This is a genomic window from Hydrogenophaga sp. RAC07 (assembly GCF_001713375.1).
In the GTDB taxonomy this organism is placed as follows: Bacteria; Pseudomonadota; Gammaproteobacteria; order Burkholderiales; family Burkholderiaceae_C; genus Hydrogenophaga.
The window spans coordinates 253,034-280,026 of sequence record NZ_CP016449.1 but is presented as its reverse complement, the minus strand read 5'-3'; the positions used below and the strand labels follow the sequence as shown (position 1 = coordinate 280,026).

General features: G+C 66.1%; 22 protein-coding genes. 15 read left to right on the top strand and 7 right to left on the bottom strand.

Translation table 11 applies throughout. From position 1 onward, the window contains the following. Positions 1 to 7: 7 nt before the first annotated feature. The 5 genes from BSY239_RS01235 to BSY239_RS01215 form a co-directional block, all read right to left on the bottom strand. The gene (locus BSY239_RS01235; RefSeq protein ID WP_069045232.1) at positions 8 to 1,414 is read right to left on the bottom strand and encodes a class I SAM-dependent methyltransferase; all 1,407 of its coding nucleotides are present in this window, start codon (positions 1,412 to 1,414) and stop codon (positions 8 to 10) included. A 114-nt stretch (positions 1,415 to 1,528) separates the two neighbouring features. Continuing rightward, a complete protein-coding gene (htpG, locus tag BSY239_RS01230; RefSeq protein ID WP_069045231.1) occupies positions 1,529 to 3,391 on the bottom strand; it encodes a molecular chaperone HtpG in 1,863 nt (620 codons plus the stop codon). Between the two features lie 100 nt (positions 3,392 to 3,491). After that, positions 3,492 to 4,763 (bottom strand): esterase/lipase family protein, encoded by a 1,272-nt coding sequence (locus BSY239_RS01225; protein WP_069045230.1) that lies wholly within the window; start codon positions 4,761 to 4,763, stop codon positions 3,492 to 3,494. Positions 4,764 to 4,907: 144 nt separating this feature from the next. After that, positions 4,908 to 6,101, bottom strand: a complete 1,194-nt coding sequence (locus tag BSY239_RS21880; RefSeq protein ID WP_083239744.1) for a pseudouridine synthase — start codon at positions 6,099 to 6,101, stop codon at positions 4,908 to 4,910. A 98-nt stretch (positions 6,102 to 6,199) separates the two neighbouring features. Beyond that, a complete protein-coding gene (locus tag BSY239_RS01215) occupies positions 6,200 to 6,934 on the bottom strand; it encodes a Crp/Fnr family transcriptional regulator (RefSeq protein WP_069045229.1) in 735 nt (244 codons plus the stop codon). Positions 6,935 to 7,105: 171 nt separating this feature from the next. Here BSY239_RS01215 and BSY239_RS01210 point away from each other — a divergent pair, with 171 nt between their 5' ends. The 9 genes from BSY239_RS01210 (at position 7,106) to BSY239_RS01170 (ending at position 17,985) form a co-directional block, all read left to right on the top strand. Then, a complete protein-coding gene (locus tag BSY239_RS01210) occupies positions 7,106 to 9,052 on the top strand; it encodes an AMP-dependent synthetase/ligase (RefSeq protein ID WP_069045228.1) in 1,947 nt (648 codons plus the stop codon). A gap of 17 nt (positions 9,053 to 9,069) precedes the next feature. Then, a complete protein-coding gene (locus BSY239_RS01205) occupies positions 9,070 to 9,864 on the top strand; it encodes an ABC transporter ATP-binding protein (protein WP_069045227.1) in 795 nt (264 codons plus the stop codon). 12 nt (positions 9,865 to 9,876) lie between these two features. Beyond that, positions 9,877 to 10,806 (top strand): branched-chain amino acid ABC transporter permease, encoded by a 930-nt coding sequence (locus BSY239_RS01200; RefSeq protein ID WP_069045226.1) that lies wholly within the window; start codon positions 9,877 to 9,879, stop codon positions 10,804 to 10,806. Positions 10,807 to 10,879: 73 nt separating this feature from the next. Continuing rightward, complete coding sequence (locus tag BSY239_RS01195; RefSeq protein WP_069045225.1) at positions 10,880 to 11,956, top strand: branched-chain amino acid ABC transporter permease; 1,077 nt, start codon at positions 10,880 to 10,882, stop codon at positions 11,954 to 11,956. Positions 11,957 to 12,044: 88 nt separating this feature from the next. Then, the gene (locus BSY239_RS01190; RefSeq protein WP_069045224.1) at positions 12,045 to 13,382 is read left to right on the top strand and encodes an ABC transporter substrate-binding protein; all 1,338 of its coding nucleotides are present in this window, start codon (positions 12,045 to 12,047) and stop codon (positions 13,380 to 13,382) included. 163 nt (positions 13,383 to 13,545) lie between these two features. Further along, positions 13,546 to 14,355, top strand: coding sequence for an ABC transporter ATP-binding protein (locus BSY239_RS01185; RefSeq protein WP_069048696.1), 810 nt, complete (start codon positions 13,546 to 13,548; stop codon positions 14,353 to 14,355). A gap of 118 nt (positions 14,356 to 14,473) precedes the next feature. Then, positions 14,474 to 15,733, top strand: a complete 1,260-nt coding sequence (locus BSY239_RS01180; RefSeq protein ID WP_069045223.1) for a phenylacetate--CoA ligase family protein — start codon at positions 14,474 to 14,476, stop codon at positions 15,731 to 15,733. A gap of 148 nt (positions 15,734 to 15,881) precedes the next feature. Continuing rightward, complete coding sequence (locus BSY239_RS01175; RefSeq protein ID WP_069045222.1) at positions 15,882 to 16,865, top strand: tripartite tricarboxylate transporter substrate-binding protein; 984 nt, start codon at positions 15,882 to 15,884, stop codon at positions 16,863 to 16,865. A 127-nt stretch (positions 16,866 to 16,992) separates the two neighbouring features. After that, entirely contained in the window at positions 16,993 to 17,985 is a 993-nt protein-coding gene (locus BSY239_RS01170) for a Bug family tripartite tricarboxylate transporter substrate binding protein (protein WP_083239743.1), read from the top strand. Positions 17,986 to 18,203: 218 nt separating this feature from the next. Here the strand turns inward: BSY239_RS01170 and BSY239_RS01165 are convergent, their stop codons facing one another. After that, entirely contained in the window at positions 18,204 to 18,530 is a 327-nt protein-coding gene (locus BSY239_RS01165; protein WP_069045220.1) for a DUF1840 domain-containing protein, read from the bottom strand. A gap of 118 nt (positions 18,531 to 18,648) precedes the next feature. On the opposite strand from BSY239_RS01165, the gene BSY239_RS01160 reads away from it, so the two are divergent. The 6 genes from BSY239_RS01160 to BSY239_RS01135 all read left to right on the top strand — a co-directional run bounded on the left by BSY239_RS01160 (position 18,649) and on the right by BSY239_RS01135 (position 26,013). Further along, positions 18,649 to 21,069: a bifunctional salicylyl-CoA 5-hydroxylase/oxidoreductase gene (locus BSY239_RS01160; RefSeq protein WP_069045219.1), complete on the top strand. Its 2,421-nt coding sequence runs from the start codon at positions 18,649 to 18,651 to the stop codon at positions 21,067 to 21,069. Positions 21,070 to 21,179: 110 nt separating this feature from the next. After that, on the top strand, positions 21,180 to 21,659 hold the full coding sequence (locus BSY239_RS01155; RefSeq protein ID WP_069048695.1) for a MarR family winged helix-turn-helix transcriptional regulator: 480 nt from the start codon (positions 21,180 to 21,182) through the stop codon (positions 21,657 to 21,659). Further along, positions 21,656 to 22,510 (top strand): enoyl-CoA hydratase family protein, encoded by an 855-nt coding sequence (locus tag BSY239_RS01150; protein WP_069045218.1) that lies wholly within the window; start codon positions 21,656 to 21,658, stop codon positions 22,508 to 22,510. The genes BSY239_RS01155 and BSY239_RS01150 overlap by 4 nt, the downstream gene beginning before the upstream one ends. An 88-nt stretch (positions 22,511 to 22,598) precedes the next feature. Further along, positions 22,599 to 23,795, top strand: coding sequence for an acyl-CoA dehydrogenase family protein (locus tag BSY239_RS01145; protein WP_156775389.1), 1,197 nt, complete (start codon positions 22,599 to 22,601; stop codon positions 23,793 to 23,795). An 11-nt stretch (positions 23,796 to 23,806) separates the two neighbouring features. Continuing rightward, positions 23,807 to 25,462 (top strand): AMP-binding protein, encoded by a 1,656-nt coding sequence (locus BSY239_RS01140; RefSeq protein WP_083240140.1) that lies wholly within the window; start codon positions 23,807 to 23,809, stop codon positions 25,460 to 25,462. 158 nt (positions 25,463 to 25,620) lie between these two features. Further along, positions 25,621 to 26,013: a RidA family protein gene (locus BSY239_RS01135; RefSeq protein WP_069045216.1), complete on the top strand. Its 393-nt coding sequence runs from the start codon at positions 25,621 to 25,623 to the stop codon at positions 26,011 to 26,013. A 78-nt stretch (positions 26,014 to 26,091) separates the two neighbouring features. On the opposite strand, the gene BSY239_RS01130 is transcribed toward BSY239_RS01135, so the two are convergent. Beyond that, positions 26,092 to 26,784 (bottom strand): Npun_F0296 family exosortase-dependent surface protein, encoded by a 693-nt coding sequence (locus BSY239_RS01130; protein ID WP_069045215.1) that lies wholly within the window; start codon positions 26,782 to 26,784, stop codon positions 26,092 to 26,094. Positions 26,785 to 26,993 lie beyond the last annotated feature (209 nt).

Sequence of the window (26,993 nt, the reverse complement as noted above, 5' to 3'; positions counted from 1 at the left end):
TGAGCGCTCAAGCCGGCCCCGGCACGCAGAACTCCGCAAAGACATTGACGCCCGTGGCGTCCGTGAACAGCCGGGTATCCTCGCGGGGCTGCGGCAGCACAGCCTCAAGGCCAGCTTCATCGCGGTAAATGAGATGCCACTCCAGAAGGTGTTCCATCACGTTCTTTTGAGGGTTGGACGAATGCACGTTGGTGACCATCACCAGACCGCCCGGCCGGGTGCGCGCCACAAAATACTCGAGCAGCCGCGAGCAAACCTTGTCGGAGAGGTAGTCGAAGAGTCCGGCGCAATACACGAAGTCGAAGACGCCCTCATCCAGACCGTCTTCGCGCTTGGACGCTCGCTTGAGCAACTGGTGCACAGACTCCTGCACGTACTCGACCTCCACCTTTTTGCCCCCCTGCTTGGCTGCGCGTTCAATGCAGGAACGCGTGTACTCCAGCGTGGGCTCACTGAAATCCAGAAGGGTGAAGGAAAGGCTCTCCGCGTTGGGATCCGAGGCGATGAAGCGCTGGATTTCAACCGCCGGACCACACGCGACGTTGAGCACCCGCGCCTTGCGGCCCGCCTCCTTGGCCTGAGCGGCCACGCGACCGAGGTATTCCACCAAGATGTCGATGCGGTTGCGGTGCGCCTGCGCAACCGCCGCCTTCAAGAAAAAGGCGTTGATGATCTGGAAGTAGGTGCTGTTGCCCTGGCGTGGATCGGCCAGGATCTGGTTCACCATCTCGTAGTCGCCCGCGTAGCCGAGCGGTTTTGCGAAGGTGCGGTACACGAAGGGCGCGCGCAACAGCAGCGGGTGCAACGCCGTCTGAGCAAAGTTGCGGTGTGCAACTGCATCTTCCTCCGGGATTCGTGAACCCTCCTCCTCCAGCCACACGAAATACTCCGCGCCCTTCTTCATGATCGGCTCGGCAAGCTCGTCGAAGACATCAGATCTCAGTCGGCCATCGGCCTCGCGGGGCAAAACAGACGACATGTCTGCCTGATCCGCCCAGCGCGCGGTCTCGGCCAGAAAAGCACGGAACTCGCTGATGGTGACCTGGTAGCTTTGCTTGACCTTGAAGCGCGATTCCCAGTCGGCAACGAAGCGCATGGCTTCGTCGTGCACCTTGCTGACGTCACCGCGGATCGCGTTGAGGTCCGACCACTCGTCAATGAGGGCCACCGACACCACCGCCATCAGACCGGTGTTGAGCAGGCTCACCACCACCGCCTTGCCCTTGTAGAGGTTGCTGTCGCCCGAGCGGATGGTCAGCTCCCCGAGCACCTCGCTGACCTGCACGATCGAGTACGGGTTGTAGATCTCCATCACCAGAGAGCGGCGCTGCAGGCTGGTCAGGGTCCCGCGGGCGCTCTCGCCCTGGCTGTTGCGGAAGGTGACGACGTGATCGAATGGGCGCTGAAGGTACACGGTAGGACCGGTTGACTGTGTTGAGGATCGGTTGCGATGCACCGATCCATGGAAAAACCCCCCGGGGCACAGTGTAGTCACCCGCCCCAGGGCTTCAGCACCGCAGTCAGGCGATCACAACAGCAGCGAATTCACACGCTTGACATACGCCGCTGGATCGTCCGGCAATCCGCCCTCGGCCAGCAGGGCCTGGTCGAACAGGATGTGGGCCAGATCGTCGAAGTGTTCGCTGCTCTCCAGCTTCTTCACCAGCGCGTGTTCGGCGTTCACCTCCAGGATGGGTTTCACATCGGGCGCAGGCTGGCCGGCCTGCTTGAGCATGCGGGCCAGCTGGGTGGAGAGGTCGCCGTCTTCGACCACGAGGCAGGCCGGAGAATCCACCAGGCGCGAGGTCACGCGCACGTCCTTGGCCTTGTCCTTCAGGCTGTCCTTCAGGCGTTCCAGCACCGGCTTGAACACTTCGGCCGCGGCCTCAGCGGCCTTCTTTTCGTCTTCGTCCTGCAGCGCCCCCAGGTCGACCGCCCCCTTGGCCACGCTTTGCAGCGGCGTGCCGTCGAACTCGGTGAGGAAACTCAGCGCCCACTCGTCCACCCGGTCGGTCATCAAGAGCACCTCGATGCCCTTCTTGCGGAACACCTCGAGCTGCGGGCTGTTCTTTGCAGCGGCCAGGCTGTCGGCGGTGATGAAGTAGATCGTGGCCTGACCTTCCTTCATGCGGGCCTTGTAGTCGGCGAGCGAGGTCAGATCACTCCCTGCGGTGCTGGCAAAACGCAGCAGCTTGGCCAGCTTGTCGCGGTTGGCAAAGTCCTCGCCCAGGCCTTCCTTGAGCACCGCGCCGAACTCGGCGTAGAAGCCGGCGTACTTCTCCACGTCCTTGCTCATGTCGTCGAGCATGGCCAGCACGCGGCGCGTGTTGCCTTCGCGGATCGCCTTCACGTCGCGGCTTTCCTGCAGCAGTTCGCGGCTCACGTTGAGCGGCAGGTCGGCCGAATCGACCACGCCCTTGACCCAGCGCAGGTAGGCCGGCATGAGTGCTTCGGCCTCGTCCATGATGAAGACGCGCTTCACATACAGCTTGATGCCGGCCTTGCGGTCGCGGTTCCACAAGTCTTGCGGTGCCTTGGCCGGAATGAAAAGCAGCTGCGTGTACTCGGTGCTGCCCTCCACGCGGTTGTGGCTCCAGGCCAGCGGGGCCTGGGTGTCGTAGCTCAGGTTCTTGTAGAACTCGGCGTACTGCTCGTCGCTGATGTCCTTCTTGCTGCGCGCCCACAGCGCGTTGGCCGAGTTCACGGCTTCCCACTCGTCGAGCTTCACCTGCTCGCCCTTCTCGGCGTCCCACTCTTCCTTCTGCATCAGGATGGGCAGGCTGATGTGGTCGGAGTACTTGCCGATGATGGACTTGAGCTTCCAGCGGTCGAGGTAGTCGCCGGCGTCTTCGCGCAGGTGCAGGATGACGCTGGTGCCGCGCGCCGCGCGCTCGATGGTCTCGACTTCAAAGTCGCCGGTGCCGCCGCTGACCCAGCGCACGCCCTCGGCCGCCGGCAGGCCCGCGCGGCGGCTCTCCACGGTGATCTTGTCGGCCACGATGAAGCCCGAGTAGAAGCCCACGCCGAACTGGCCGATGAGCTGGGCGTCCTGCTTCTGGTCGCCACTGAGGTGGCTCATGAAATCCTTGGTGCCGCTCTTCGCGATGGTGCCCAGGTGGTCGATGGCCTCCTGCGCGCTCATGCCGATGCCGTTGTCGGTGATGGTGATGGTGCGGGCCTCGGTGTCGAAAGCCACGCGCACGTCGAGGTTGGGCGCGTCCTCGAACAAGGCGGCGTTGTTCAGGCCTTCAAACCGCAGCTTGTCGCAAGCGTCCGATGCGTTGGACACCAGCTCGCGCAAAAAGATGTCGGGGTTGGAATACAGCGAATGGGTGACCAGGTGCAGCAGCTGCGCCACTTCGGCCTGGAACGACAGGGTTTGTTTGCTCATGGGATTTCGTTGAGAAGAAAGAGGGGGACGCCCTGGAAGGGCCGGCGCGAGGCGGAATTATGGGCGGCCGCGGCGATTTCAAGCGGGCCGGGTGTGGACCTCAGTCGACTTCCACCACCGATGGCGCCAACCATTGCACCAGCTGCTGCGCCACCACCGCGCTGGACAGCAGCTCCAGGTGGCCGGTGCGGTAGACCGTGCACTGGCTGTCTTTGGCAAACACCAGCTTTCGCGCGGCCTCATCGTGCTGGCCCAGCGCGCTGCGCAGGGGCACCAGGCCGTCACCCGTGAGGCGGTCGGCCAGCAGGCCGCGCTGGGGTGCGAGCGTGGCGGCCACGGCGAAGCAGGCCACACCTTCGGGCAGTGGCAGCGGCACGCGGTGGTCATGGGGGGAATCGAACCGGCCCCGTCCCTGCCAGTCGTCGTCCAGCACATGGCCGTGGCGCAGGTCGGTGATGCCGGCACTGCGCAGCATGCCCAGGCGCGTGAACGGCAGGGTGAAGGGCGAGGCGGAGAGCAACACGTCCACCCCGTGGCCAGCACGCTCCAGTGGCGCCCCGTGGTGCGGCGTGCCGAGAAACACCAGGTGCTTGAGTTGCGCAGGCCAGTGGTGGCCCATCTGCCGGCCGTAGAACACGGCGGCGCGCGCCAGCAACCCGCCCATGCTGTGGCCGAGCACGGTGATGGATTCAAGCGCCGGCCACTGGGCGACCAGGCGCTCGAGCTGGCCGGCGAGTTCGCGGCCGTTGATGGACGTGTGCAGGCCGCTGTTGTACCGAGCGTAGACAGGTGTGCAGCCGATCGCCTGGGCCAGGAATGCACCGTGGTCGTGGCCGTTGCGATGCCACTGCGTGTCGTTCATGCACAGGCCGTGCACCAGCAGCAGCAGGTGGGGCGAGGTGCCGGCCAGCCGCTCGCGCAATTGCATCGGGCGGTCCATGGGCAAGGCCTGCCCGGCCAGGCGCAGTTCCATGCGCTGGGCCAGCGGGTTGTTCTGTGCGAGCAGGCGGTCACCCATCACGCCGTTGAGTGCGGCCAGCACAGCTTCGCGCCCGGGCGAGGGCTCGGGGTGGGTCGAGGGATCGTCCAGCAGCGGCAGCAGGGTCGCGAGTGCTCCATCCAGCCCGTGGCCGACCAGTTCGGTGACGCCGCGGATGCCGCGGTAGATCTGCCCGGTGAGGCCACCGGTGCGGTCGTTTTCCGTGCCCGCCGACAGGCCCAGCTTGCGTCGCACCGACTGGTGCACGCCCTCGGCAATGCCGATGACCCCGGTGGTGGCCTGCGTGGCGAGCCGCACCGCAGCCTGCAGGTCGCTGGGCCGCAGGTGGCGCAACACGGCCTGACGGGTGGTGGAGGGTTTGGCTCGGGTCATGGGCCATTGTGGCCCTCAGGGCTTTGCTTTTGTGTGTCGGGGATTGGCGTGCCCGGGTTTCACTCGGCTATTTGTGCGAGGCCGGACGGAGCGGGTGCGCGTTCTCCGACCCGGCTCGCGCAGGTCGCAAAGCGAATCAACGACTCAAAAAGCTTCGTCTGCCCGCAAATACCGCCATTGCCCCACCGGCAGATTGCCCAGCACCACCTGCCCGATGCGCACGCGCTTCAGACCCACCACGTGCAGGCCCACCTGCTCGCACATGCGGCGGATCTGGCGCTTCTTGCCTTCCACCAGCACGAAGCGCAGCTGCTCGGGGTTTTGCCACTCCACCTGCGCGGGTTTCAAGGGCTGGTCGTCCAGGCTCAGGCCGTGGCGCAGCCGGGCCAACTGGTGCGGCGGAAAAATGGCCTGCACGTTCTCGGCGATCACGCCCGCACCCATGGGGCCGTTGGGCGCGAACTGCACGCGCACCAGGTATTCCTTCTCCACGCCGCTGCTCTCGCCGATCAGCGTGCGCGCCACGCGGCCGTCTTGCGTGAGCACGAGCAGGCCGGTGGAGTCGATGTCGAGCCGGCCGGCCGGGGCCAGGCCGCGCGTGTGTTCGGGCGCGAAGCGGCGGCCATCCGCCGGCGTCTTGGCGTCGCCGCGCCACTGGCTCGGCGCGCCGATCAGCGTGGCCGCTGCCTCGTGGCCGTCTTCGGGCTGGCCGCTCACATAGCCCACCGGTTTGTTCAGCAGGATGGTGACCTGCCCGGCCTGCTGGTGGCGCGCCTGCGGCAACACGTCCACCTGCGCGTCGGGTGCCACCGGCATGCCCATCACGGCGGGTTCGCCGTTGACCAGCACCCAGCCGCGCGCGATCCATTCATCGGCCTCGCGGCGCGAGCACAGGCCCAGGTCGGCCATGCGTTTGTTGAGGCGAATTTCACCGCGCACGTTGCCGACGCGGGCCAGGTCGGGCCGGTGCGGCTGGGGGCGTGGTGCCGGAGCGGGACCGCGCTGGGGACGGTCGGTGGCTCCAAGACGGTCGTCGGCGCGACGCGGCGCGGGGCGTTCGCTCCAGCCTCGGTCGTCGCCACGCGGGCCAGCGCCAGGGCCCGTGCGTGGACGGTCTGCGTTGTAGCGCGGACGCTCGCCCTCTGGGCCGCCACGCGGGGCGCCGTAGGGCTTGACCGGTTCACGCGGCGGCTTGGGTGCCGAGGCCGACACGCTCTTCGCGCGGGCCGGACCGGGTGGGCGCACCGGCGCGCGGCGCGGCGCAAACGGATCGGCGGGTTTTTTCTGTGCTGCGCCCGGGGTGAGCTTGAGCGTGCGGGCGGGTTTGTCGGTGGTCATGGGTCGATCATCCCAGATGGGCCGCTGCGCCGGGCCGCCCCCAAGCAAGGCCAGCCCCCGCGGGGGGCAGCGACCCGCGCAGCGGTGGAGCGTGGGGGTCACGATTCATCGAGTTGCCCGGATCTCAGGGCGGCTAGGTCCAGCACACGCAAACCGCCGTATTCCACGCGGATCCAGCCCTTGGCCGCCAGCGTGGTGAGTGCCTCGTTGGTTCGCTGGCGCGACAGGCCGACGAGGTAGGCCAGCTCCTGCTGGGTGATGCGCAGCACGCCGGCCACGTTGGGCGAGAGCAGCGGGTGGAACAGCGCGGCCAGGTTGCGCGCCACGCGCAGGTCGGGACTGCCCAGGCGGTCGATCTCGCGCGCGGCGATGAACTGCCCCAGGCGCTCGTTGAGCTGGTGCATCACAAACCGGTTGAAACCGATCGAGTGGTCGAGCAACCAGTCAAACGTCTCCACAGGCAGGCCGGCCACGCGGCTCTTGCGCAGCGCCTGGATGTTGTAGCGGTACTGCTCGTGTTTGAGCACCGTGCCCTCGCCAAACCAGCCTCCCGGCGCCACGCCGGTGAAGGTGACCACCGGGCCTTGCGAGTCGTCGTTGCTCATCTTGAGCAGGCCGTCCACCAGACCGAACCAGTAGGTCACGGGCCGGCCAAAGCGGCAGATGGTGTCCCCCGCATCGGCCTCGCCCACCACCAGCGCGTCCACCGCGCGCTGACGCTCGATGGGCGTGAGGCGTTGCAGCCAGGGAATTTCGGCCAGTTCTGCCTCGGTGGGCGGGCGGGCGCGGGTGCGCAGGTCGTTGCCGGAGCGGTGGGGGGTGAAGAGGCTCATGGCGGTCTGAAAGGCGCAAACCCGTACGGGAAAGTCCTAGGAGGGATGACCCGCAATTGTCGTCGCACCGACAACATGACGTCAAACGAAGTCCTACGATCCGCTTCATCGGTGGGTGTCCTTGGCGGGACATCCCAACGTCGGCAGACCAGACCGGCCCAGGAGACACACATGCAAACGACATTCCCCCAGCTCTTGCTGGACCACGCCCAGCGCCGCCCCGACGCGCCGGCGATGCGCGAGAAGGAATACGGCATCTGGCAGACCACGAGCTGGAGCAGCATGGCCCGGCTGGTCGAAGCGCTGGCCTGCGGCCTGCACCAGGCCGGCCTGACGCGCGGTGAACACATGGTGGTGATCGGCGCCAACCGGCCCCGGCTCTACGCCACCATGCTGGCCGCGCAGTCGCTGGGGGCGATCCCGATCCCGCTCTACCAGGACGCGGTGGGCGGTGAGTGCGTCTTCCCGATCAACAACGCCGACGTGCGTTTCTGCGTGGTCGAAGACCAGGAGCAGGTCGACAAGATGCTGGAGATCCGCGAGCAGTGCCCGCAGCTCTCGCACATCTACTACGACGACCCGCGCGGCCTGCGCAACTACGACCAGCCCGGCCTGGGTGGTGTGGAGGAACTCATCGCCGCCGGCCAGGCGCATTCCAAGGCCCATCCACAGCTGTTCCGCGAGCAGGTGGCCGCCTGCCGCCCCGATGACGTGGCCGCGATGTTCTTCACCAGCGGCACCACCGGCAACCCCAAGGGCGTCGTTCACACCCACAACACCCTGATCAACCGGGCCGACGTGGGAGCGCGCTTCGACAAGCTCACCCCCGCCGACGAGGTGCTGGCCTACATGCCGCCGGCCTGGATCGGCCAGAACATCTTTTCTTACGCGCAATGGCTGGTGGCCGGCTACGTGGTGAACTGTCCGGAGTCCGGCGCCACCGTGACCATCGACCTGAAGGAAGTCGGCCCCACCTACTACTTCGCACCACCGCGCGTGTTCGAAGGCCTGCTCACCAGCGTGATGATCCGCATGGAAGACGCCGGCGCCATCAAGCGCGGCATGTTCCGTTACTTCATGGACGTGGCCCAGCGCGTGGGCCCCACCCGCATGGACGGCAAGTCCATCGGGCTGGTGGATTCCATCAAGTACCAGCTGGGCGACTGGCTGGTCTACGGCCCGCTGCGCAACAACTTGGGGCTGAGCCGCGTGCGCGTGGCCTACACCGCCGGTGAAGCCATCGGACCCGACCTCTTCAGCTTCTACCGCTCCATCGGCATCAACCTCAAGCAGCTCTACGGCTCCACCGAAACCGCCGTGTTCGTCTGCCTGCAGCCCGACCACGAGGCGCGGGCCGACACCGTGGGCGTGCCCTGCGAGGGCGTGGAGATCAAGCTCAGCGAGTCGGGCGAGATCCTGGTGAAGTCGCCCGGCCTCCTCAAGGGCTACTACAAGAACCCGACCGCCACCGCCGAGGTGCTCACGGCCGACGGCTGGTACCACACCAGCGACGCCGGCTTCATCGACGCATCCGGCCACCTCAAGATCATCGACCGCGTGAAAGATGTGGGCCGCCTCATGGGCGGTGTGCACGATGGCGCCATGTTCGCGCCCAAGTATGTGGAGAACAAGCTGAAGTTCTTCAGCTACATCAAGGAAGCCGTGGCCCTGGGCGACAAGCGCGACCGGGTGTGCGTGATGCTCAACATCGACTTCGAGGCCGTGGGCAACTGGGCCGAGCGGCGCAACCTCTCGTACGCCGGCTACACCGACCTCGCGCAAAAACCCGAGGTGTACGAACTCATCCGCGACTGCGTGGAAAAGGTCAATGCCGACCTGAGCCGCGACGAGCTGCTCGCGGGCAGCCAGATCAGCCGCTTCCTGGTGCTGCACAAGGAACTGGACGCCGACGACGGTGAGCTCACCCGCACGAACAAGGTGCGCCGCGGCTTCATCAGCGAGCGCTACGCCGCGCTGGTGGACGCCCTCTACAGCGGCAAGACCGAGCAGTACATCGAAACCCAGGTGAAGTTCGAAGACGGGCGCAGCGGCTCGGTCAACGCCACCTTGAAGCTGGGTGACGCCAAGACCTTTGCCCCGGTGAAAGCCGCAGCCTGAAGCACCAAGACCATCCCATGAGCAAGAAAATCGGCGACGTCATCCTCGACGTGCACAACATCAGCCTGCGCTTTGGCGGCGTCAAGGCACTCACCGACATCAGCTTCAACGTGCGCGAGCACGAGGTGCGCGCCATCATCGGCCCCAACGGCGCGGGCAAGAGCTCCATGCTCAACTGCATCAACGGCGTGTACCAGCCACAAGAGGGTTCGATCAGCTTTCGCGGCCAGACCTTCAAGCACATGAACAGCCGCCAGGTGGCCGAGATGGGCATCGCGCGCACCTTCCAGAACCTCGCGCTCTTCAAGGGCATGAGCGTGATCGACAACATCATGACCGGGCGCAACCTGCGCATCAAAAGCAACCTGCTCGCGCAGGCGTTTCGCAATCCGTTCGGCATCGGCGGCGCGCAAAAAGAAGAAGAGCAGCACCGCGAGTTCGTCGAACACATCATCGACTTCCTGGAGATCCAGGCCTTCCGCAAGACGCCCGTGGGCACCTTGCCCTACGGCCTGCAAAAGCGCGTGGACCTGGGCCGGGCTCTCGCCATGGAGCCGCAGGTGCTGCTGCTGGACGAACCCATGGCCGGCATGAACGTGGAGGAGAAGCAGGACATGAGCCGCTTCATCCTCGATGTGAACGACGAGTTCGGCACCACCATCGTGCTGATCGAGCACGACATGGGCGTGGTGATGGACATCTCCGACCGCGTGGTGGTGCTCGACTACGGCAAGAAGATCGGCGACGGCACGCCCGAAGAAGTCCGCAACAACGAGGAGGTGATCAGCGCCTACCTTGGAACCAGCCACTGAGCGAGAAACACCATGGCATTTTTCCTTGAAGCTCTTCTCGGCGGCCTGATGGCCGGCATGCTGTATTCATTGGTGGCGCTGGGCTTCGTGCTCATCTACAAGGCCTCGGGCGTCTTCAACTTCGCGCAGGGCGCCATGGTGCTGTTCGCGGCGCTGGCCATGGCGCGTTTCTCGGGCTGGGTGCCGGGCTGGCTGGGTATCGAGGACAAATTTCTGGGCAACCTGATCGCCTTCCTCATGGCCGGTGCGCTCATGTTCGTGCTGGCCTGGCTGATCGAGCGCCTGGTGCTGCGCCACCTGGTCAACCAGGAAGGCGTGACGCTACTGATGGCCACGCTGGGCATCACCTACTTCCTCGACGGACTGGGCCAGACCATCTTCGGCTCCAACATCTACCAGATCGACGTGGGCATGCCCAAGGACCCGATCTTCCTGTTCGAAGGGATCTTTGAAGGCGGCGTGCTGGTCAACCTGGAGGACGTGTACGCGGCCTGCGTGGCGGCCTTGCTGGTGGCCGTGCTCTCGCTGTTCTTCCAGAAGACCTCCACCGGGCGTGCGCTGCGCGCCGTGGCCGACGACCACCAGGCCGCGCAGTCGATCGGCATTCCGCTCAACCGCATCTGGGTCATCGTCTGGTTCGTGGCCGGCATCACCGCGCTGGTGGCCGGGATCATCTGGGGCTCCAAGCTGGGCGTGCAGTTCTCGCTCACCACCGTGGCCCTGCGCGCTCTGCCCGTGATCATCCTGGGCGGCCTCACTTCGGTGCCCGGCGCCATCATCGGCGGCCTGATCATCGGCGTGGGCGAGAAGCTCTCCGAGGTCTACCTCGGCCCTTATGTGGGCGGGGGCATCGAGATCTGGTTTGCGTATGTGCTCGCGCTGGTGTTCCTGCTGTTCCGGCCGCAAGGCTTGTTCGGCGAAAAAATCATCGACCGCGTCTGAGTCCGAATTCCTTGTGGGTCAGATCACGATTTGCGCAGCCAATGTTCTCTGACCCCAACTGAGTGAAAACACCATGTTCTATCGTGAAAACGGTCAATTCAAGACCTCCTACCGCGCCGACCAGCAGATCTTCCCGATCGCGCAGGACCGCTGGGTCATCCTCGCCTTCATCGCATTCGCCTTCATCGGCGTGCCGATGCTGGTCGATGAGTACATGTTCCGCGCCATCCTCATCCCCTTCCTGATCCTGGCGCTGGCCGCGCTGGGCGTGAACATCCTGGTGGGTTACTGCGGGCAGATCAGCCTCGGCTCGGGCGCCTTCATGGCCGTGGGCGCCTACATGGCCTACAACACCTACGTGCGCATCGAGGGCATGCCACTGATCATCGCCCTGCTCTCGGGGGGCTTCTTCGCCACGCTGGTGGGCATGTTCTTCGGCATTCCCAGCCTGCGTGTGAAGGGTCTCTATCTGGCGGTGGCCACGCTGGCTGCGCAGTTCTTCTGCGACTGGGCGTTCCTGCGCATCGGCTGGTTCACCAACAACACCGCCTCGGGCTCGGTCTCGGTGTCCAACCTCTCGGTGCTCGGCTGGACCATCAACACCCCGATGGAGAAGTACCTCTTCTGCCTGGGCTTTCTGGTGGTGTTTGCGCTGCTGGCCAAGAACCTGGTGCGCTCGGCCATCGGCCGCGAGTGGATGGCCATCCGCGACATGGACGTGGCCGCCGCCGTGATCGGCATCCGCCCCATGTACGCCAAGCTCAGCGCGTTTGCGGTCAGCAGTTTCATCATCGGTGTGGCCGGTGGCCTGTGGGGCTTTGTGCACCTCGGCTCGTGGGAGCCTGCGGCCTTCTCCATCGACCGCAGTTTCCAGCTGCTGTTCATGGTGATCATCGGCGGCATGGGTTCGATCATGGGCAGCTTCTTCGGCGCGGCCTTCATCGTCGTGCTGCCCATCTTCCTGAACCAGTTCCTGCCCGCGGTGGGCTCGCTCGTCGGTGTGGAGATCTCCACCGCCGCCGTCTCGCACACCGAGTTCATGGTTTTCGGCGCGCTCATCGTCTGGTTCCTGATCGTGGAACCCCACGGTCTGGCCAAGCTCTGGAGCATTGCCAAACAGAAGTTGCGGCTCTGGCCCTTTCCGCACTGAGTTCGGAACGGCGTGGGCCGTCCGACATCCAAGGGTCATGGTGTGTTTTGTGTTGATCGGTGTTTGATTCTTACTAGGAGACAACGAAATGAAGCTGCGAAATCTGGTTCTGTCCGTGTCCATCGCGTGCGCCGGCGTGTCCGCCGCGCTGGTGGCGCCCTCTGCCATGGCGCAAGCCAATGAACAGTTCTTCCCCGTGCTGGTCTACCGCACGGGCGCCTACGCGCCCAACGGTGTGCCGTTCGCCAACGGCTACGTGGACTACCTCAAGCTGGTCAACGAGCGTGGCGGCATCAACGGCGTGAAGGTGTCGTTTGAAGAGTGTGAAACCGGCTACGCCACCGACCGCGGCGTGGAGTGCTACGAACGCCTCAAGGGCAAGAACGGTGGTGCCACGGTGTTCCAGCCGCTGTCCACCGGCATCACCTTCGCGCTCACCGAAAAGGCCCCGGGCGACAAAATCCCGCTGATCACCGCCGGTTACGGCCGCAGCGAGTCCGCCGACGGCGGTGTGTTCAAGTGGAACTTCCCGCTCTCGGGCACCTACTGGGTGGCCGCCGATACGCTGATCCAGCACATCGCCAAAAAAGAGGGCGGTCTGGACAAGCTCAAGGGCAAGAAGATCGCGCTGGTCTACCACGACAGCCCGTTCGGCAAAGAGCCCATCCCGCTGCTGCAGGAGCGCGCCGCCATGCACGGTTTCTCGCTGAGCCTGCTGCCCGTGACGCACCCCGGCGTGGAACAGAAAGCCACCTGGCTGCAGATCCGTCGCGACCGTCCGGACTACGTGCTGAACTGGGGCTGGGGCGTGATGAACTCCACCGCACTGAAGGAAGCGCAAGCCACCGGCTACCCGCGCGAAAAGATGTACGGCGTGTGGTGGGCGGGTGCCGAGCCGGACGTGAAAGACGTCGGCGCGGGCGCCAAGGGCTACAACGCCATCATGATGCAGCACGGTGCCGAGCCCAACGCGGCCGTGGCCAAGGAAATCCTGAGCAAGGTGCACGGCAAGGGCCAGGGCACCGGACCGAAGGAAGAAGTCGGCCAGGTGCTCTACATGCGCGGTCTGCAGGCGGCCATGCTGGCGGTTGAAGGCGTGCGCGCTGCGCAGGACCGCTACGGCAAGGGCAAGGTCATGACGGGTGAACAGGCCCGCTGGGGTTACGAGAACCTGAACCTGACCCAGGCCAAGCTCGACGCGCTGGGCTTCAAGGGTGTGATGCGCCCGATCTCCACCAGCTGCCAGGACCACATGGGTGCGTCATGGGCCCGCGTGCACACCTGGAACGGCAGCAATTTCGAGTGGACCTCCGACTGGCTGCAGGGCGATGAGCAGATCATCCGCCCGATGGTCAAGGCCGCTGCGGACAAGTACGCCGCCGAGAAAAAGCTGACCCGGCGCACCGGCGCCGACTGCCAGAGTTAAGAAGCACCCCCGCCGCGCTGCGCGCGACCCCCTCAAGGGGGCGACACCTGGGGCCGGCAAAGCCGGACCCGCGGTGTCCCACGGTTGAGAGACCGTGGCGCTCGCGGCGCCATTTGAAAGACCGGCGTGCCGTGTCTTTCAAATGGCTCCCAAGGAACACACCATGACGACTCCCACCAACGTCCTCAACGTCAACGGCATCGAGGTCATCTACAACCACGTGATCCTCGTGCTCAAGGGCGTCTCGCTCAATGTGCCCGAGGGCAAGATCGCCGCCGTGCTCGGAGGCAACGGCGCGGGCAAGACCACCACCCTGCGCGCCATCTCCAACCTGTTGAAGGCGGAGCGTGGCGAAGTCACCAAGGGCAGCATCGAGCTGCGCGGCGAACGCATCGAGAACCTCAGCACCTCCGACCTCGTGCAGCGCGGCGTGGTGCAGGTCATGGAAGGGCGGCATTGCTTTGCCCACCTCACGATCGAAGAGAACCTCATGACCGGCTCCTACACCCGCAAGGACAAGGCCGAGATCGCGCGCAACCTGGAGAAGGTTTACAACTACTTTCCGCGCCTGAAAACCCGGCGCACCAGCCAGGCGGCCTACACCTCGGGCGGTGAGCAGCAGATGTGCGCCATTGGCCGCGCGCTGATGACCAACCCCAGCGTGATGCTGCTCGACGAGCCCTCCATGGGCCTGGCACCGCAGATCGTCGAAGAGGTGTTCGAGATCGTGAAGGACCTCAACCAGAAGGAGAAGGTCACCTTCCTGCTGGCCGAGCAGAACACCAACATGGCGCTCAAGTACGCCGACTACGGCTACATCATGGAGAGCGGCCGCATCGTGATGGACGGCCTGGCCAGCGAATTGCGCAACAACGAAGACGTGAAAGAGTTCTACCTCGGCATGGGTGGTGGCGAGCGCAAGAGCTTCAAGGACGTGAAGAGCTACAAGCGCAGAAAGCGTTGGCTCGCATAGTCCACCCCCGCGCCGCGCCTTCGGCGCGTCATCCCCTCAAGGGGGCGATGCCTGCGGCCCGGCAAAGCCGGTTCCGCGGCATCTCTGGTCCCAGTCACCTCAACCGCACATTGCACCCATGGCACAGACCGAATTCTTCGACAACCTCGAAACCCGATCGCCCGCCGAGCGAGAAGCGGCCCAGATGGCCGCGCTGCCCTTGCAGATCGCGCACGCGCAACGCAACAGCGCGGCGTTTGCCGACATCCTCAAAGGCGTGGACGCCGCCAGCGTCAACAGCCGCGCCGCGCTCGCCCGCCTGCCGGTCACGCGCAAGAGCGAACTGCTGGAGCGCCAGAAGGCCTCGCGTGCGCAAGGCGGTGATGCGTTTGGTGGCTTTGCCGCGCTGGTGCGTGGTCCGGGCATGTCGCGCGTGTTTGCCAGCCCGGGTCCGATCTACGAACCCGAAGGCGCGGGGCGCGACTACTGGCGTGCGGGCCGGGCATTGTTTGCCGCGGGCTTTCGCGCAGGTGAGCTGGTACACAACAGCTTCAGTTACCACATGACCCCCGGCGCGTTCATCCTGGAGTCGGGCGCCCACGCCGTGGGTTGCACGGTGTTCCCGGCCGGCACCGGCCAGACCGAGCAGCAGCTCGACGCGATGGTGGACCTCCAACCCGCCGCCTACACCGGCACACCGAGTTTCCTGCGCATCCTGCTGGATAAAGCGAAGGAGGCGGGCACCGACATCCGCAGTCTCACGAAGGCGTCGGTGGGTGGCGAAGCCTGCCCGCCCAGCCTCACGGCCTGGTTCAAAGAACAGGGTGTGGACGTGTACCAGACCTACGCCACCGCCGACCTGGGCCTCGTGGCCTACGAGACGCAGGCGCGCCAGGGCCTGGTGCTCGACGAAGGTGTGATCGTGGAAATCGTGCGCCCCGGCACGGGCGACCCGGTGCCCGAGGGCGAGGTGGGCGAACTGGTGGTGACCACGCTCAATACCGCGTACCCGCTGGTCCGTTTCGGCACCGGCGACCTGTCGGCCATCTTGCCGGGCACCTGCCCCACCGGCCGCACAGCGCCGCGCATCAAGGGCTGGATGGGCCGCGCCGACCAGACCACCAAGGTGCGGGGCATGTTTGTGCATGCCTCGCAGGTGGCCGACATCGCGCGGCGGTTTCCGCAGGTGCACAAGGCGCGCCTGGTCATCAGCGGCGAGATGGCCAACGACCAGATGTGCCTGAAGGTCGAAGCGAGCGAGGTCGACGACACGCTGCGCGGCCTGATCGAGACCGCCGTGCGCGACGTCACCAAGCTGCGCGGCGACGTGCATGTGGTGCCACCGGGCAGCCTGCCCAACGACGGCAAGGTGATCGAGGACGCACGCAGCTACCAGTAGTGGGAGTAGTACGGAAGGCGTCAACGGACGGCTGGCTGCGGTGCAGCAAAGGGTTTTCCCAGCCGGGCAGCTAAGTAATTTCCGCGATTTCCCGACGCCACCCGGGGGATACGATTCACGGGTTCACTAAACCCAGCTGGAGATCTCCATGAAAACCTTGCTCGCTGTCGCCTTGGCAGCCACCGTTTCCACCGGCGCTTTTGCGCAGGCCTTCCCCGCGAAACCCATCACGTTCGTGGTGCCTTTCGCCGCCGGCGGCCCGACCGACCTGGTGGCCCGCCGTCTGGCCGAAGCCATGCGCGCTCCGCTGGGTGGCGCCAACATCGTGGTGGAAAACGCAGCCGGCGCCGGCGGCACCATTGCAGGCACCAAGGTGGCCCGCGCCACACCCGATGGCTACACCCTGCTGGTCTGGCACATCGGCATGGCCGCCACCACCAGCCTGTACCGCAAGCAACAGTTCAAGCCGCTGGAAGACTTCGAATACCTGGGCATGATCAACGATGTGCCCATGACGCTGCTGGGCTCGCCCAAGCTGCCGGCCAACACCTACCGCGACTTTGAAGCCTACATCCGCGCCAACGGCGGCAAGCTCAACCTGGCGCACGCCGGCCTGGGTTCCGCCTCGCACATCTGCGGCCTGATGTGGCAGTCGGCCGTGAAGCTCGACAAGTCCATGACCACCATCGCCTACCGCGGCACAGGCCCGGCCATGAACGACCTCATCGGCGGCCAGGTCGACGTCATGTGCGACCAGACCACCAACACCACCGCTCAGATCGAAGCCGGTCGTGTGAAGGCCTTCGCCGTGACCACCGCCAAGCGCCTGGACGGCCACAAGTTGCTCAAGGACTACCCGTCGATGCAGGAAATGGGGCTGAAAGAATTCAACCTGACCATCTGGCACGGCCTGTACGCGCCCAAGGGCACGCCACCCGAAGTCACCAAGCGCCTGAACGACGCGCTGCAGGTGGCCCTGAAGGACCCCGCTTTCATCAAGAGCCAGGAAGACCTGGGCGCCATCGTGGTGAAAGACAACCGCGTGACCCCCGCCGGCCACAAGGCGTTTGTGGCCAACGAGATCACCAAGCTCAAGACCGCCATCGACGCCGCCGGCCAGTTCGCCGACTGAGCGTTGATCTCGCCCTGAATACAGCCCGCCAGCGCGGGCTGTATTTGTTTGGGCCGTGCGCTGTCTCCCGCGAGAACAGGCACGGCAACCGCTACATTGACCCGCACAACCACATCAGGAGACAAGCATGAAACTTTCCCGTCGCACCCTCGTCGCACTCACGGTGGCCGCCACCACCCTGCCCGGGCTGGTGGCCGCACAGTCCGCCTGGCCCGGCAAACCGATCCGCATCGTGGTGCCGTTCGCACCCGGCGGCACCACCGACATCCTGGCGCGCACCCTGGCGCCCGAGCTGACCAAGGCCCTCGGCCAGCCCGTGGTGGTGGAGAACCGCGCGGGCGCGGGCGGCAACATCGGCGCCGACCTGGTGGCCAAAGCCCCCAACGACGGCTACACGCTGCTCATGGGTACGGTGGGCACACACGGCATCAACAAGTCGCTGTACTCCAAGCTGCCCTACGACCCGCAAAAGGACTTTGCCCCCATCACGCTGGTGGCCGGTGTGCCCAACGTGATGGTGATGAACACCAAGCGCGCGCAGGAACTCGGCATCAACAGCGTGGCCGACTTCGTGAAGTACGCCAAGTCCCGCCCCGGCAAACTCAACATGGCGTCCAGCGGCAACGGCACCTCGATCCACCTGGCCGGCGAGCTGTTCAAGTCGCGCACCGGCATTTTCATGACGCACATCCCCTACCGCGGATCGGGCCCGGCCATGACCGACATGCTCGGTGGCGCCATGGACGTGATGTTCGACAACCTGCCTTCGGCCATGCCGCACATCCAGGCCGGCGGCCTGAAGGCCTTTGCCGTCACCAGCGCCGTGCGTTCCAGCGCCCTGCCCGACATTCCCACCGTGGCCGAAGCGGGGCCACTCCCGGGTTTTGAAGCCAGCTCCTGGTTCGGACTGCTCGCACCTGCCGGCACACCGCCCGAGGTGGTGAACCGCCTGCAACAGGAAACCGCCAAGGCGCTGGGCCTGCCCGCGGTGAAAGAACGGCTCGTGGCCCAAGGCGCGATTCCCAGCGGCAACACGCCACAGGAATTCGCCAAGTTGATCGAAGCCGAGATCGCGAAGTGGGCGCCGGTGGTGAAGGCGTCCGGCGCGAAGGTGGACTGACCCCCGCCGCGCTTCGCGCGACCCCCTGACAGGGGGCGATGCCCACGGCCCGGCAGAGCCGGTTCCGTGGCATCTCTTGGTGAAGGCATCGCGCTCCGGTGCGCGTGTCCCACCCCAGGGACACCGAGGGTCCGGCCCCGCCGGCCCCAGGTGTCGCCCCCTCCCGCCGCAGGCGAGAGAGGGGGGAGGCGCCACAGGCGACGCGGGGGGTGCTTCTTCTAGACCCCCCAGACGATCTCGACCCCCGCCTTTTCGCAACGCTCCAGCATCTCGATGAACGGCGCGCTGCGCATGCGCAGGCTCACCTGATCGAACACCGGTGCCACGTCGCCGCGGGCCGCGGCTTCTTCGATCTGCCTCTTCTGGTCGGCTTCTTCGAGCACGATCGCATCGCGGATGGCCTGAATGGCGGCGGGCATCTGCTGGTGCATCACCACGCCCGGGCCTGACGGATCTTTGCCGAGAATTTCCAGGAGGCGCTTGCCGTGCTGGGCCAGCATGACCAGGTCGCCGGTCTCGCGGGATTTGAATCGGTACAGGGACATGGTGTCTCCTTGTTGTGGTTTCGCTGTTTCACCAGCGTACTCCATACGGGCAGGGGTACGACACAGATGCGGGTAAACCCGATTGAAGCTGAATAATTCAAGTCTAAACTAATTAGGCATGAACACTCAAGACACGGTACTCCAGCGCATCCTGTGCATCGGCGGCGGCCCGGCCGGCCTCTACTTCGCCTTGCTGATGAAACAGCGCGACCCCTCGCTCACCGTCACGGTGGTCGAACGCAACCGGCCGTTCGACACCTTCGGCTGGGGCGTGGTGCTCTCGGACCAGACGCTGGGCAACCTGCGCTCGGCCGACGCCGAATCGGCCACGCTCATTGGTGAAGCCTTCAACCACTGGGACGACATCGAGGTGTTCTACAAGGGCGGCCGCGTGCGGTCGGGCGGTCACGGCTTCTGCGGCATCGGGCGCAAGAAGCTGCTCAACATCCTGCAGGACCGTTGTCTGGCCCTCGGTGTGAACCTGGTGTTCGAAACCGACGTGACCGACGACCAGGCGCTCGCGGCGCAGTACAACGCCGACCTGGTGATTGCCAGCGACGGCCTCAACAGCCGCATCCGCACCCGCTACGCCGAGACCTTCCAGCCCGACATCGACACGCGCGAATGCCGCTTCGTCTGGCTCGGCACCAAGAAGACCTTCGACGCCTTCACCTTCGACTTTGTGCAGACCGAGCACGGCTGGTTTCAGGCGCACGCCTACAAGTTCGACGGCGAGACCTCGACCTTCATCGTGGAAACGCCCGAAGCGGTGTGGAAGGCGCACGGCATCGACCAGATGGAACAGGCCGAGGGCGTAGCGTTCTGCGAGAAGCTCTTCGCCGACCGGCTCGAAGGCCACGCGCTCATCAGCAACGCGCAGCACCTGCGCGGCTCGGCCAACTGGATCCGCTTTCCGCGCGTGATCTGCAAGACCTGGGTACACCAGATTGAAGTTGCTGGTCGCCAGATACCCATCGTGCTCATGGGCGACGCCGCCCACACCGCCCACTTCTCCATCGGCAGCGGCACCAAGCTCGCGCTTGAGGACGCGATCGACCTGGCCAACGAGTTCACGCGCCATGCCAACACCGACGTGGCCGAGGTGCTGCAAGCTTACGAAGCGCGGCGCAGCGTGGAGGTGCTCAAGATCCAGAACGCCGCGCGCAACTCCACCGAGTGGTTCGAGAACGTGGACCGCTACACCGGCATGGAAGTCGAGCAGTTCGCCTACTCGCTGCTCACGCGCAGCCAGCGCATCAGCCATGAGAACCTGCGCCTGCGCGATCCAGGGTGGCTGGAAGGCTACGAAGCTTGGTTGCAAGCGAAGGCCGATCCGGCGTCGGGCCGCCCCAAGCCGGATCAGCCCCCTCGGGGGGCAGCGACCCGCGCAGCGGCGGAGCGTGGGGGCTCACACCCGCACCCCACGCCGCCCATGCTGCTTCCGCTCACCGTGCGCGGCCTCACGCTAAAGAACCGCATCGTCGTCTCGCCCATGGCACAGTACAGCGCGGTCGACGGCGCGGTGGGCGACTACCACCTGGTGCACCTGGGCGCGCGCGCCCTCGGTGGCGCCGCGCTGGTGATGGTGGAGATGACCAGCCCCACGCCCGAGGGCCGCATCACACCCGGCTGCCCCGGCTTGTGGAACGACGCGCAGCAAGCCGGCTTCCAACGCATCGTGGACTTCACCCACAGCAGCCACGCACACATCGGCATCCAGCTCGGCCACAGCGGGCCCAAGGGTTCCACGCAGCTCGGCTGGGAGCGCATCGACGAACCCTTGGAGAGCGGCAACTGGCCCGTCATGTCCGCCAGCGACGTGCCCTACGGCGAGCAGAACCAGGTGCCGCGTGCCATGACACGCGCCGACATGGACTCACTCACCGCGGCTTTTGTCGAATCGACGAAGCGCGCAGCCGCCGCCGGCTTCGACTGGCTCGAACTGCACGCGGCCCACGGCTACCTGCTCTCGGCCTTCATCTGCCCGCTGACCAACCAACGCACCGACGAGTACGGCGGCACGCTGGCCAACCGCTGCCGCTACCCGCTGGAGGTGTTTGCCGCCATGCGCGCCGCGTGGCCAGAGGACCGGCCCATGAGTGTGCGCATCTCCGCGCACGACTGGGCCCCCGGTGGCAACACGCCCGACGATGCGGTCGAGATGGCGCGGCTGTTCAAGGCCGCCGGATGCGACGTGATCGACGTGTCCTCGGGCCAGACCACGCGCGCGGCCAGGCCGGTGTACGGCCGCATGTACCAGACGCCGTTTGCCGACCGCGTGCGCAACGAGGCGGGCATCCTGACCATGGCGGTGGGCGCCATTCAAGAGGCCGACCACGCCAACAGCATCATCGCCGCCGGCCGCGCCGACCTCTGCGCCGTGGCACGCCCCCACCTGGCCGACCCGGCCTGGACCCTGCACGAGGCCGCGAAGCTGCAAACCCGCGCGCTGCAATGGCCGCGGCAGTACGAGAGTGGGCGCGACCAGCTCTACCGCGAAACCGCGCGTCAGCAAGCCTTGAAGGAAGCACAACCATGAGCCTCAACGGAGAAGGCAAGATCACGAGCCAGCCGCCGGGCCGCCCCAAGGCAGGCTCAGCCCCCTCGGGGGGCAGCGGACCTCGCGCAGCGGGGGAGCGTGGGGACCTGTTGGACCTGGAAGCCCGCGCCCACAGCGAACACGCGCACGAGTTGCGCCTGTGGTTGCGGTTGCTCACCTGCTCGCAGCTGATCGAAAAGCGCGTGCGCGCCGGCCTGCGCGAGCAGTTCGACACCACGCTGCCACGCTTCGACCTCATGGCCCAGCTCGAGCGCCACCCCGAGGGTTTGAAGATGAAGGAGCTCTCGCACCGGCTCATGGTCACCGGCGGCAACGTCACCGGCATCACCGACCAGCTGGTGAACGAAGGTCTCGTGGAGCGGCTGGACGTGGACGGCGACCGCCGCGCGTTCCGCGTGGCCCTCACCGAGCACGGCCGCACCACCTTCACCGAGATGGCGCGCCAGCACGAGGAATGGATCGTGGACGCCTTCCAGGGCCTGAGCCCCCGCGACCTGGAGAGCCTGCACAAGCTGCTGGGCAAGGTGAAGGCTCATCAACTCGACATCAACCAGCGCATCGAAGCATGAAACACCCCATCCCCGACCACAACCCCATGCGCGGCCAGTACACCGCCATGGCCGACGCACGCCCCAGCCACTTCGCACTCAGCGTGAACGACGGCGTGGCCACCGTCACGCTCAACCGGCCCGAGCGCAAGAACCCGCTGACTTTCGAGTCGTACGCGGAGCTGCGCGACTGGTTCCTGGCGCTGCAGAAGAGCACCGACATCAAGGCCGTGGTGCTCACCGGCGCGGGCGACAACTTCTGCTCGGGCGGTGACGTGCACGAGATCATCGGCCCGCTCACCACCATGACCATGCCCGAGCTGCTGGCCTTCACGCGCATGACCGGTGCGCTGGTGAGCGCCATGCGCGCCTGCCCGCAGCCCATCGTGGCCGCGCTGGACGGTGTGTGCGCCGGTGCCGGCGCCATGATGGCCCTGGCCTCCGACCTGCGCCTGGGCACGCCACAAGCCACGGTGGCTTTCCTGTTCACCCGCGTGGGCCTTGCCGGTGCCGACATGGGCGCCTGTGCCCTGCTGCCGCGCATGATCGGCCAGGGTCGCGCCAGCGAGCTGCTGTTCACTGGCCGCGCCATGACCGCCGCCGAAGGCCACGCCTGGGGCTTCTTCAACACGCTGCACGACACCGCCGCGCTGCTGCCCGCCGCGCACAAGCTCGCCGCGCAACTCGCGCAAGGCCCGACCTTCGCGCACGGCATGACCAAGACCATGCTGCACCAGGAATGGGCCATGACGCTGGACCAGGCGATCGAGGCCGAAGCGCAGGCGCAGGCGATCTGCATGCAGACGCAGGACTTCAGGCGTGCGTATGAGGCCTTTGCAGCCAAGCAACGCCCCGTGTTTAAAGGGGACTGACCATGAACCCCCACGCTCATCACTTCGTGTATTCACTGCCCCCCACAGGGGCGCTGGCCTCCCTTGGGGCGGCCCGGCGGGAGTCCTGATGGTCGCCTTCGAACACCCCCACGGCATGCACCCACCTCTATCGCAGTGGGAACTGCCCTTTTTCGACGCGCACCACCGCGACATGGCGCCGCGCCTGGCCGACTGGGCCGCGCTGCAGGACGTGAACGAGAGCGACGACCGCGCCGCCTGCAAGGACTGGGTGGCGCGGCTGGGCGAAGCCGGTTGGTTGCGCTACTGCGTGCCCGCCGCGCACGGCGGCGCATTGCCCGCGCTCGATTCGCGCTCGCTGGTGATCCTGCGCGAGACACTCGCTTTCCATTCCCCCCTGGCCGACTTTGCGTTTGCCATGCAGGGCCTGGGCAGTGGTGTGATCACGATCGCCGGCTCACCCGCGCAACAGGCCAAGTACCTGAGCGCCGTGGCCAGCGGCCAGAAGATCGCGGCCTTCGCACTGAGCGAGCCCGACGCAGGCTCCGACGTGGCGGCGATGGCCACACAAGCCGTGCAGACCGCCGGCGGCTGGTTGCTCAACGGCACCAAGACCTGGATCAGCAACGGCGACCTGGCCGACTTCTACGTGGTGTTCGCCAAGACCGACCCGCAGGCCGGCGCGCGTGGCATCAGCGCCTTCATCGTCGAAGCACATCAAGCCGGCCTCAACAGCAGCGAACACATCCACGTGATGGCGCCGCACCCACTGGCCACGCTGCGTTTTGCCGACTGTGCACTGGACAACGACGCCATGGTTGGCCCGCTGCACGGCGGCTTCAAGCTCGCCATGCAGACGCTGGACATCTTCCGCGCCTCGGTGGCCGCCGCCGCGCTCGGCATGGCGCGCCGCGCATTCGCGGAAGCGGTGGCGCAGGCCAAGCACCGCAAGATGTTCGGCCAGACCCTGGCCGACTTCCAGCTCACGCAGGCCCGCCTGGGCGAGATGAGCGCCCTCATCGACGCCGCCGCCCTGCTCACCTACCGCGCGGCCTGGCAGCGCGACTGCAGCACCACGCAAGGCATGGGCACGCCGGCCTACACCACGGCGGCCGCCGCCGCCAAGCTCACCGCCACCGAGAACGCGCAGCGCGTGATCGACATGGCGCTGCAGATGTTCGGCGGACGCGGCGTGCAGGTGGGCCAGAAGATCGAGAGCCTGTACCGCGACATCCGTTCGCTGCGCATCTACGAAGGTGCGAGCGAAGTGCAACTGTTGATTCTGGGAAAAGCGGCATTGAAATGAACAAAGTTGCCATGCCTTCCGCACAAGTCGACCACTTTGTGCACGACCACCTGCCGCCACCCGGGCAGTGGCCCGAGCTGCGCTTTGATCGGCCGGAGCTGCAACTGCCTGCGCAGGTCAACGCGGTGCAGGCGCTGTTCGAGCGCGCCACCGCCGCCGGCCACGCCGACCGCCCCCTGTTTCGCAGCGACGAGCGCACGCTGAGCTACGCGCAGGCGCAGACCGAGGTCAACCGCATGGCCAACGTCTTCACCGTGGAACTGGGCCTCGTGCCCGGCAACCGTGTGCTGCTGCGCGGTGGCAACTCGGTGGCCATGGCGCTGGCCTGGCTGGCCACGGTGCAGGCGGGTTTGATCGCGGTGGCCACCATGCCGCTGCTGCGCGCCAAGGAGCTCGGCGCCATCATCCACAAGGCGCAACCCGTGCTGGCGCTGTGCGACGTGAAGTTGCAGGACGAACTCAAAGCGGCGCTCGCGGCCGACACCACGTCCGCCGGCATGACGCTGCTGGTGTTCAACACGGGTGATGCCGAGGTGCCGCAATCGCTGGAGGCCCTGGCGCGTCGCCAGTGCGCCCACAGTGCGCCCTGCCCCACCGCCGCCACCGACATCGCCTTGCTGGCCTTCACCTCCGGCACCACCGGTACGCCCAAGGCCGCCGTGCACAGCCACCGCGATGTGCTGGCCGCCTGCGAGACCTGGCCGCGCCACGTGCTGCGCGCCACGCCGGACGACATCGTCATGGGCTCACCGCCATTGGCCTTCACCTTCGGCCTGGGCGGCCTGCTGGTGTTTCCCATGTGGGCCGGCGCTTCGGTGTACTTTCCGTCCGTGCCCTACACGCCCGAGGGCATGGTGCAGCTCATGGCCCGCGTGGGCGCCACCATCTGCTACACCGCGCCCACCTTCTACCGCCAGATGGCCGCGTTCGCCAAAGTGCACGGCATCGGAAAGCTGCGCATCAGCGTGAGCGCGGGTGAGGGCCTGCCCGACGCCACGCGCCAGCTCTGGAAAGAAGCCACCGGGCTGGAGATGCTGGACGGCATCGGAGCCACCGAGATGTTCCACATCTTCATTTCGTCGCCACCGGAGTCGGTGCGCCGCGGCGCCATCGGCCAGGTGGTACCGGGTTACCAGGCGCGCGTGGTGAACGACGCAGGTGAGCCACTGCCGATCGGCGAAGTGGGCAAGCTCGCCGTGATCGGCCCGACCGGTTGCCGCTACCTGGACGACGAGCGCCAGACGAGCTACGTCAAGGGCGGCTGGAACCACCCCGGCGACGCCTTCCGCATGGACGCCGACGGCTACTTTTTCTACCAGGCGCGCACCGACGACATGATCATCACCGCCGGCTACAACGTGGCCGGCCCCGAGGTGGAAGCTGCCTTGCTGGAGCACCCGGCGGTGGCCGAGTGCGGCGTGGTGGGCAAGCCCGACGAGGAGCGCGGCCAGATCGTGCTGGCCTTCGTGGTGCTCAAGCCTGGCCACCCAGTCGACGCAGCGCAGGTGAAAGCCTTGCAAGACCATGTGAAGCACAGCCTGGCCCCGTACAAATACCCGCGCGAGGTGGTTTTTGTGAGCCAACTCCCGCGCACCGAAACCGGCAAGCTGCAGCGCTTCGCGCTGCGCCAGCAAGCCAATCCGAATGACACCCCCCACGTCGCCTGACGGCGCCTCCCCCCTCTCTGGCGCCTGCGGCTTGGAGGGGGGCGACACCTGGGGCCGGCGGAGCCGGACCCTCGGTGTCCCTGGGCTGCGATGCAGCGCTCGCGGCCTGGCTGATGCACTACACCACCTTTGTTCTGTTCTTGACTAACCACTCCGATATGAAACACCTGCAACCGCCCGGCTGGGCCTCCCCCAAGGGCTACGCCAACGGCATCGCCGTGCGCGGCACCCACGTCTTCGTGGGCGGCCAGATCGGCTGGAACGCCAGCCAGACCTTCGAGAGCGACGACTTCATTGCGCAGACGCGCCAGGCGCTGCTCAACATCCGCGATGTGCTGACCTGTGCCGACGCCGGGCCGCAGCACATGGTGCGCATGACCTGGTACATCACCGATCGCGTCGAGTACAACGCCCGCCTGCGCGAACTCGGCGAGGCCTACCGCGAGGTGATGGGCAGGAACTTCCCGGCCATGACCTGTGTGGAAGTGAGTGCACTGGTGGAAGCGCGGGCCAAGGTGGAGATCGAGGTGACGGCGGTGGTGCCGGACTGACGCAAGCGGCGCCCACAAAAAAGCCCACCTCGAAGGTGGGCTTTTTGATGAGCGGGCGGACCCGCTCGGGCGCAACGCTCAGGCGGCGCGGCGGCGGCGGGCGAAGCCCAGACCGGCCAGGCCCAGACCCAGCAGGGCCAGCGAGCCTGGCTCGGGCACAGCTCGGTTGGCGCTCCAGGCGATGTTGTCGAATTCGAAGGCGTAGTTGGTGCTCTTGAAGACGACGCTGTCAAAGCCTTCGGCCAGATCGATGTTCACGTAGTAGGTGCCAGCCTGGCCCTGGTTGCCGGTGGCAGCCGGGGTGACATTGGTGCCGTTCAGTGAACCCACGGAGAGACCGTTGTTGAAGAACTCCATCGTGTTGAATGCATCCACCGAGCCCCACAGCAGACCGAAGTAAAACTGGTCAGCGCTGAAGTTGATGGTGATCTTGGCGTTGCTGTTGGCGTTGGTTGAACCGGTGGTGAGGTAGCGGGTGGTGTCCGCACCATCGGCTTGGTCGGTACCGCCGGCACCAAAACCCACGCCGTTGTCGCCCGACAGGAAGGGCGCTGCGTAGATGCCGTTGGCGCCTCCGGTCACGAAAGCTGCGTTCGGGGTCACAACGACGGAGCTCAGGTCCGTGCCCTGGGGCATGTCACCGTCCAGGTTCCACTTGTTCACACCGGTTGGTGCACCACCCACCGACGAGAACACGGTCGGGGCTGCGGAGGCAGCGCCCACGGTGGCGACCAGAGCGGCGGCGAGAGCAATCTTGGCGAAGGAGGTCATGTGATTAGGTTTAGTCAATGCACTTTTCGTGCGAGATAGACATTACCTTGCAAGACGCGGGCCAACTTGGTGCACCCATGATTCGTAACGGTTTGTCAGAAAAGCCCACTCATGGCCTGCTGCTGCTGTCAAATTTTTCGACAGTTTTTCATCGGGTTCACGCTTCACACCCTCTGCGAGCCCAGCACTTGACTAGCACGCCACCCAGG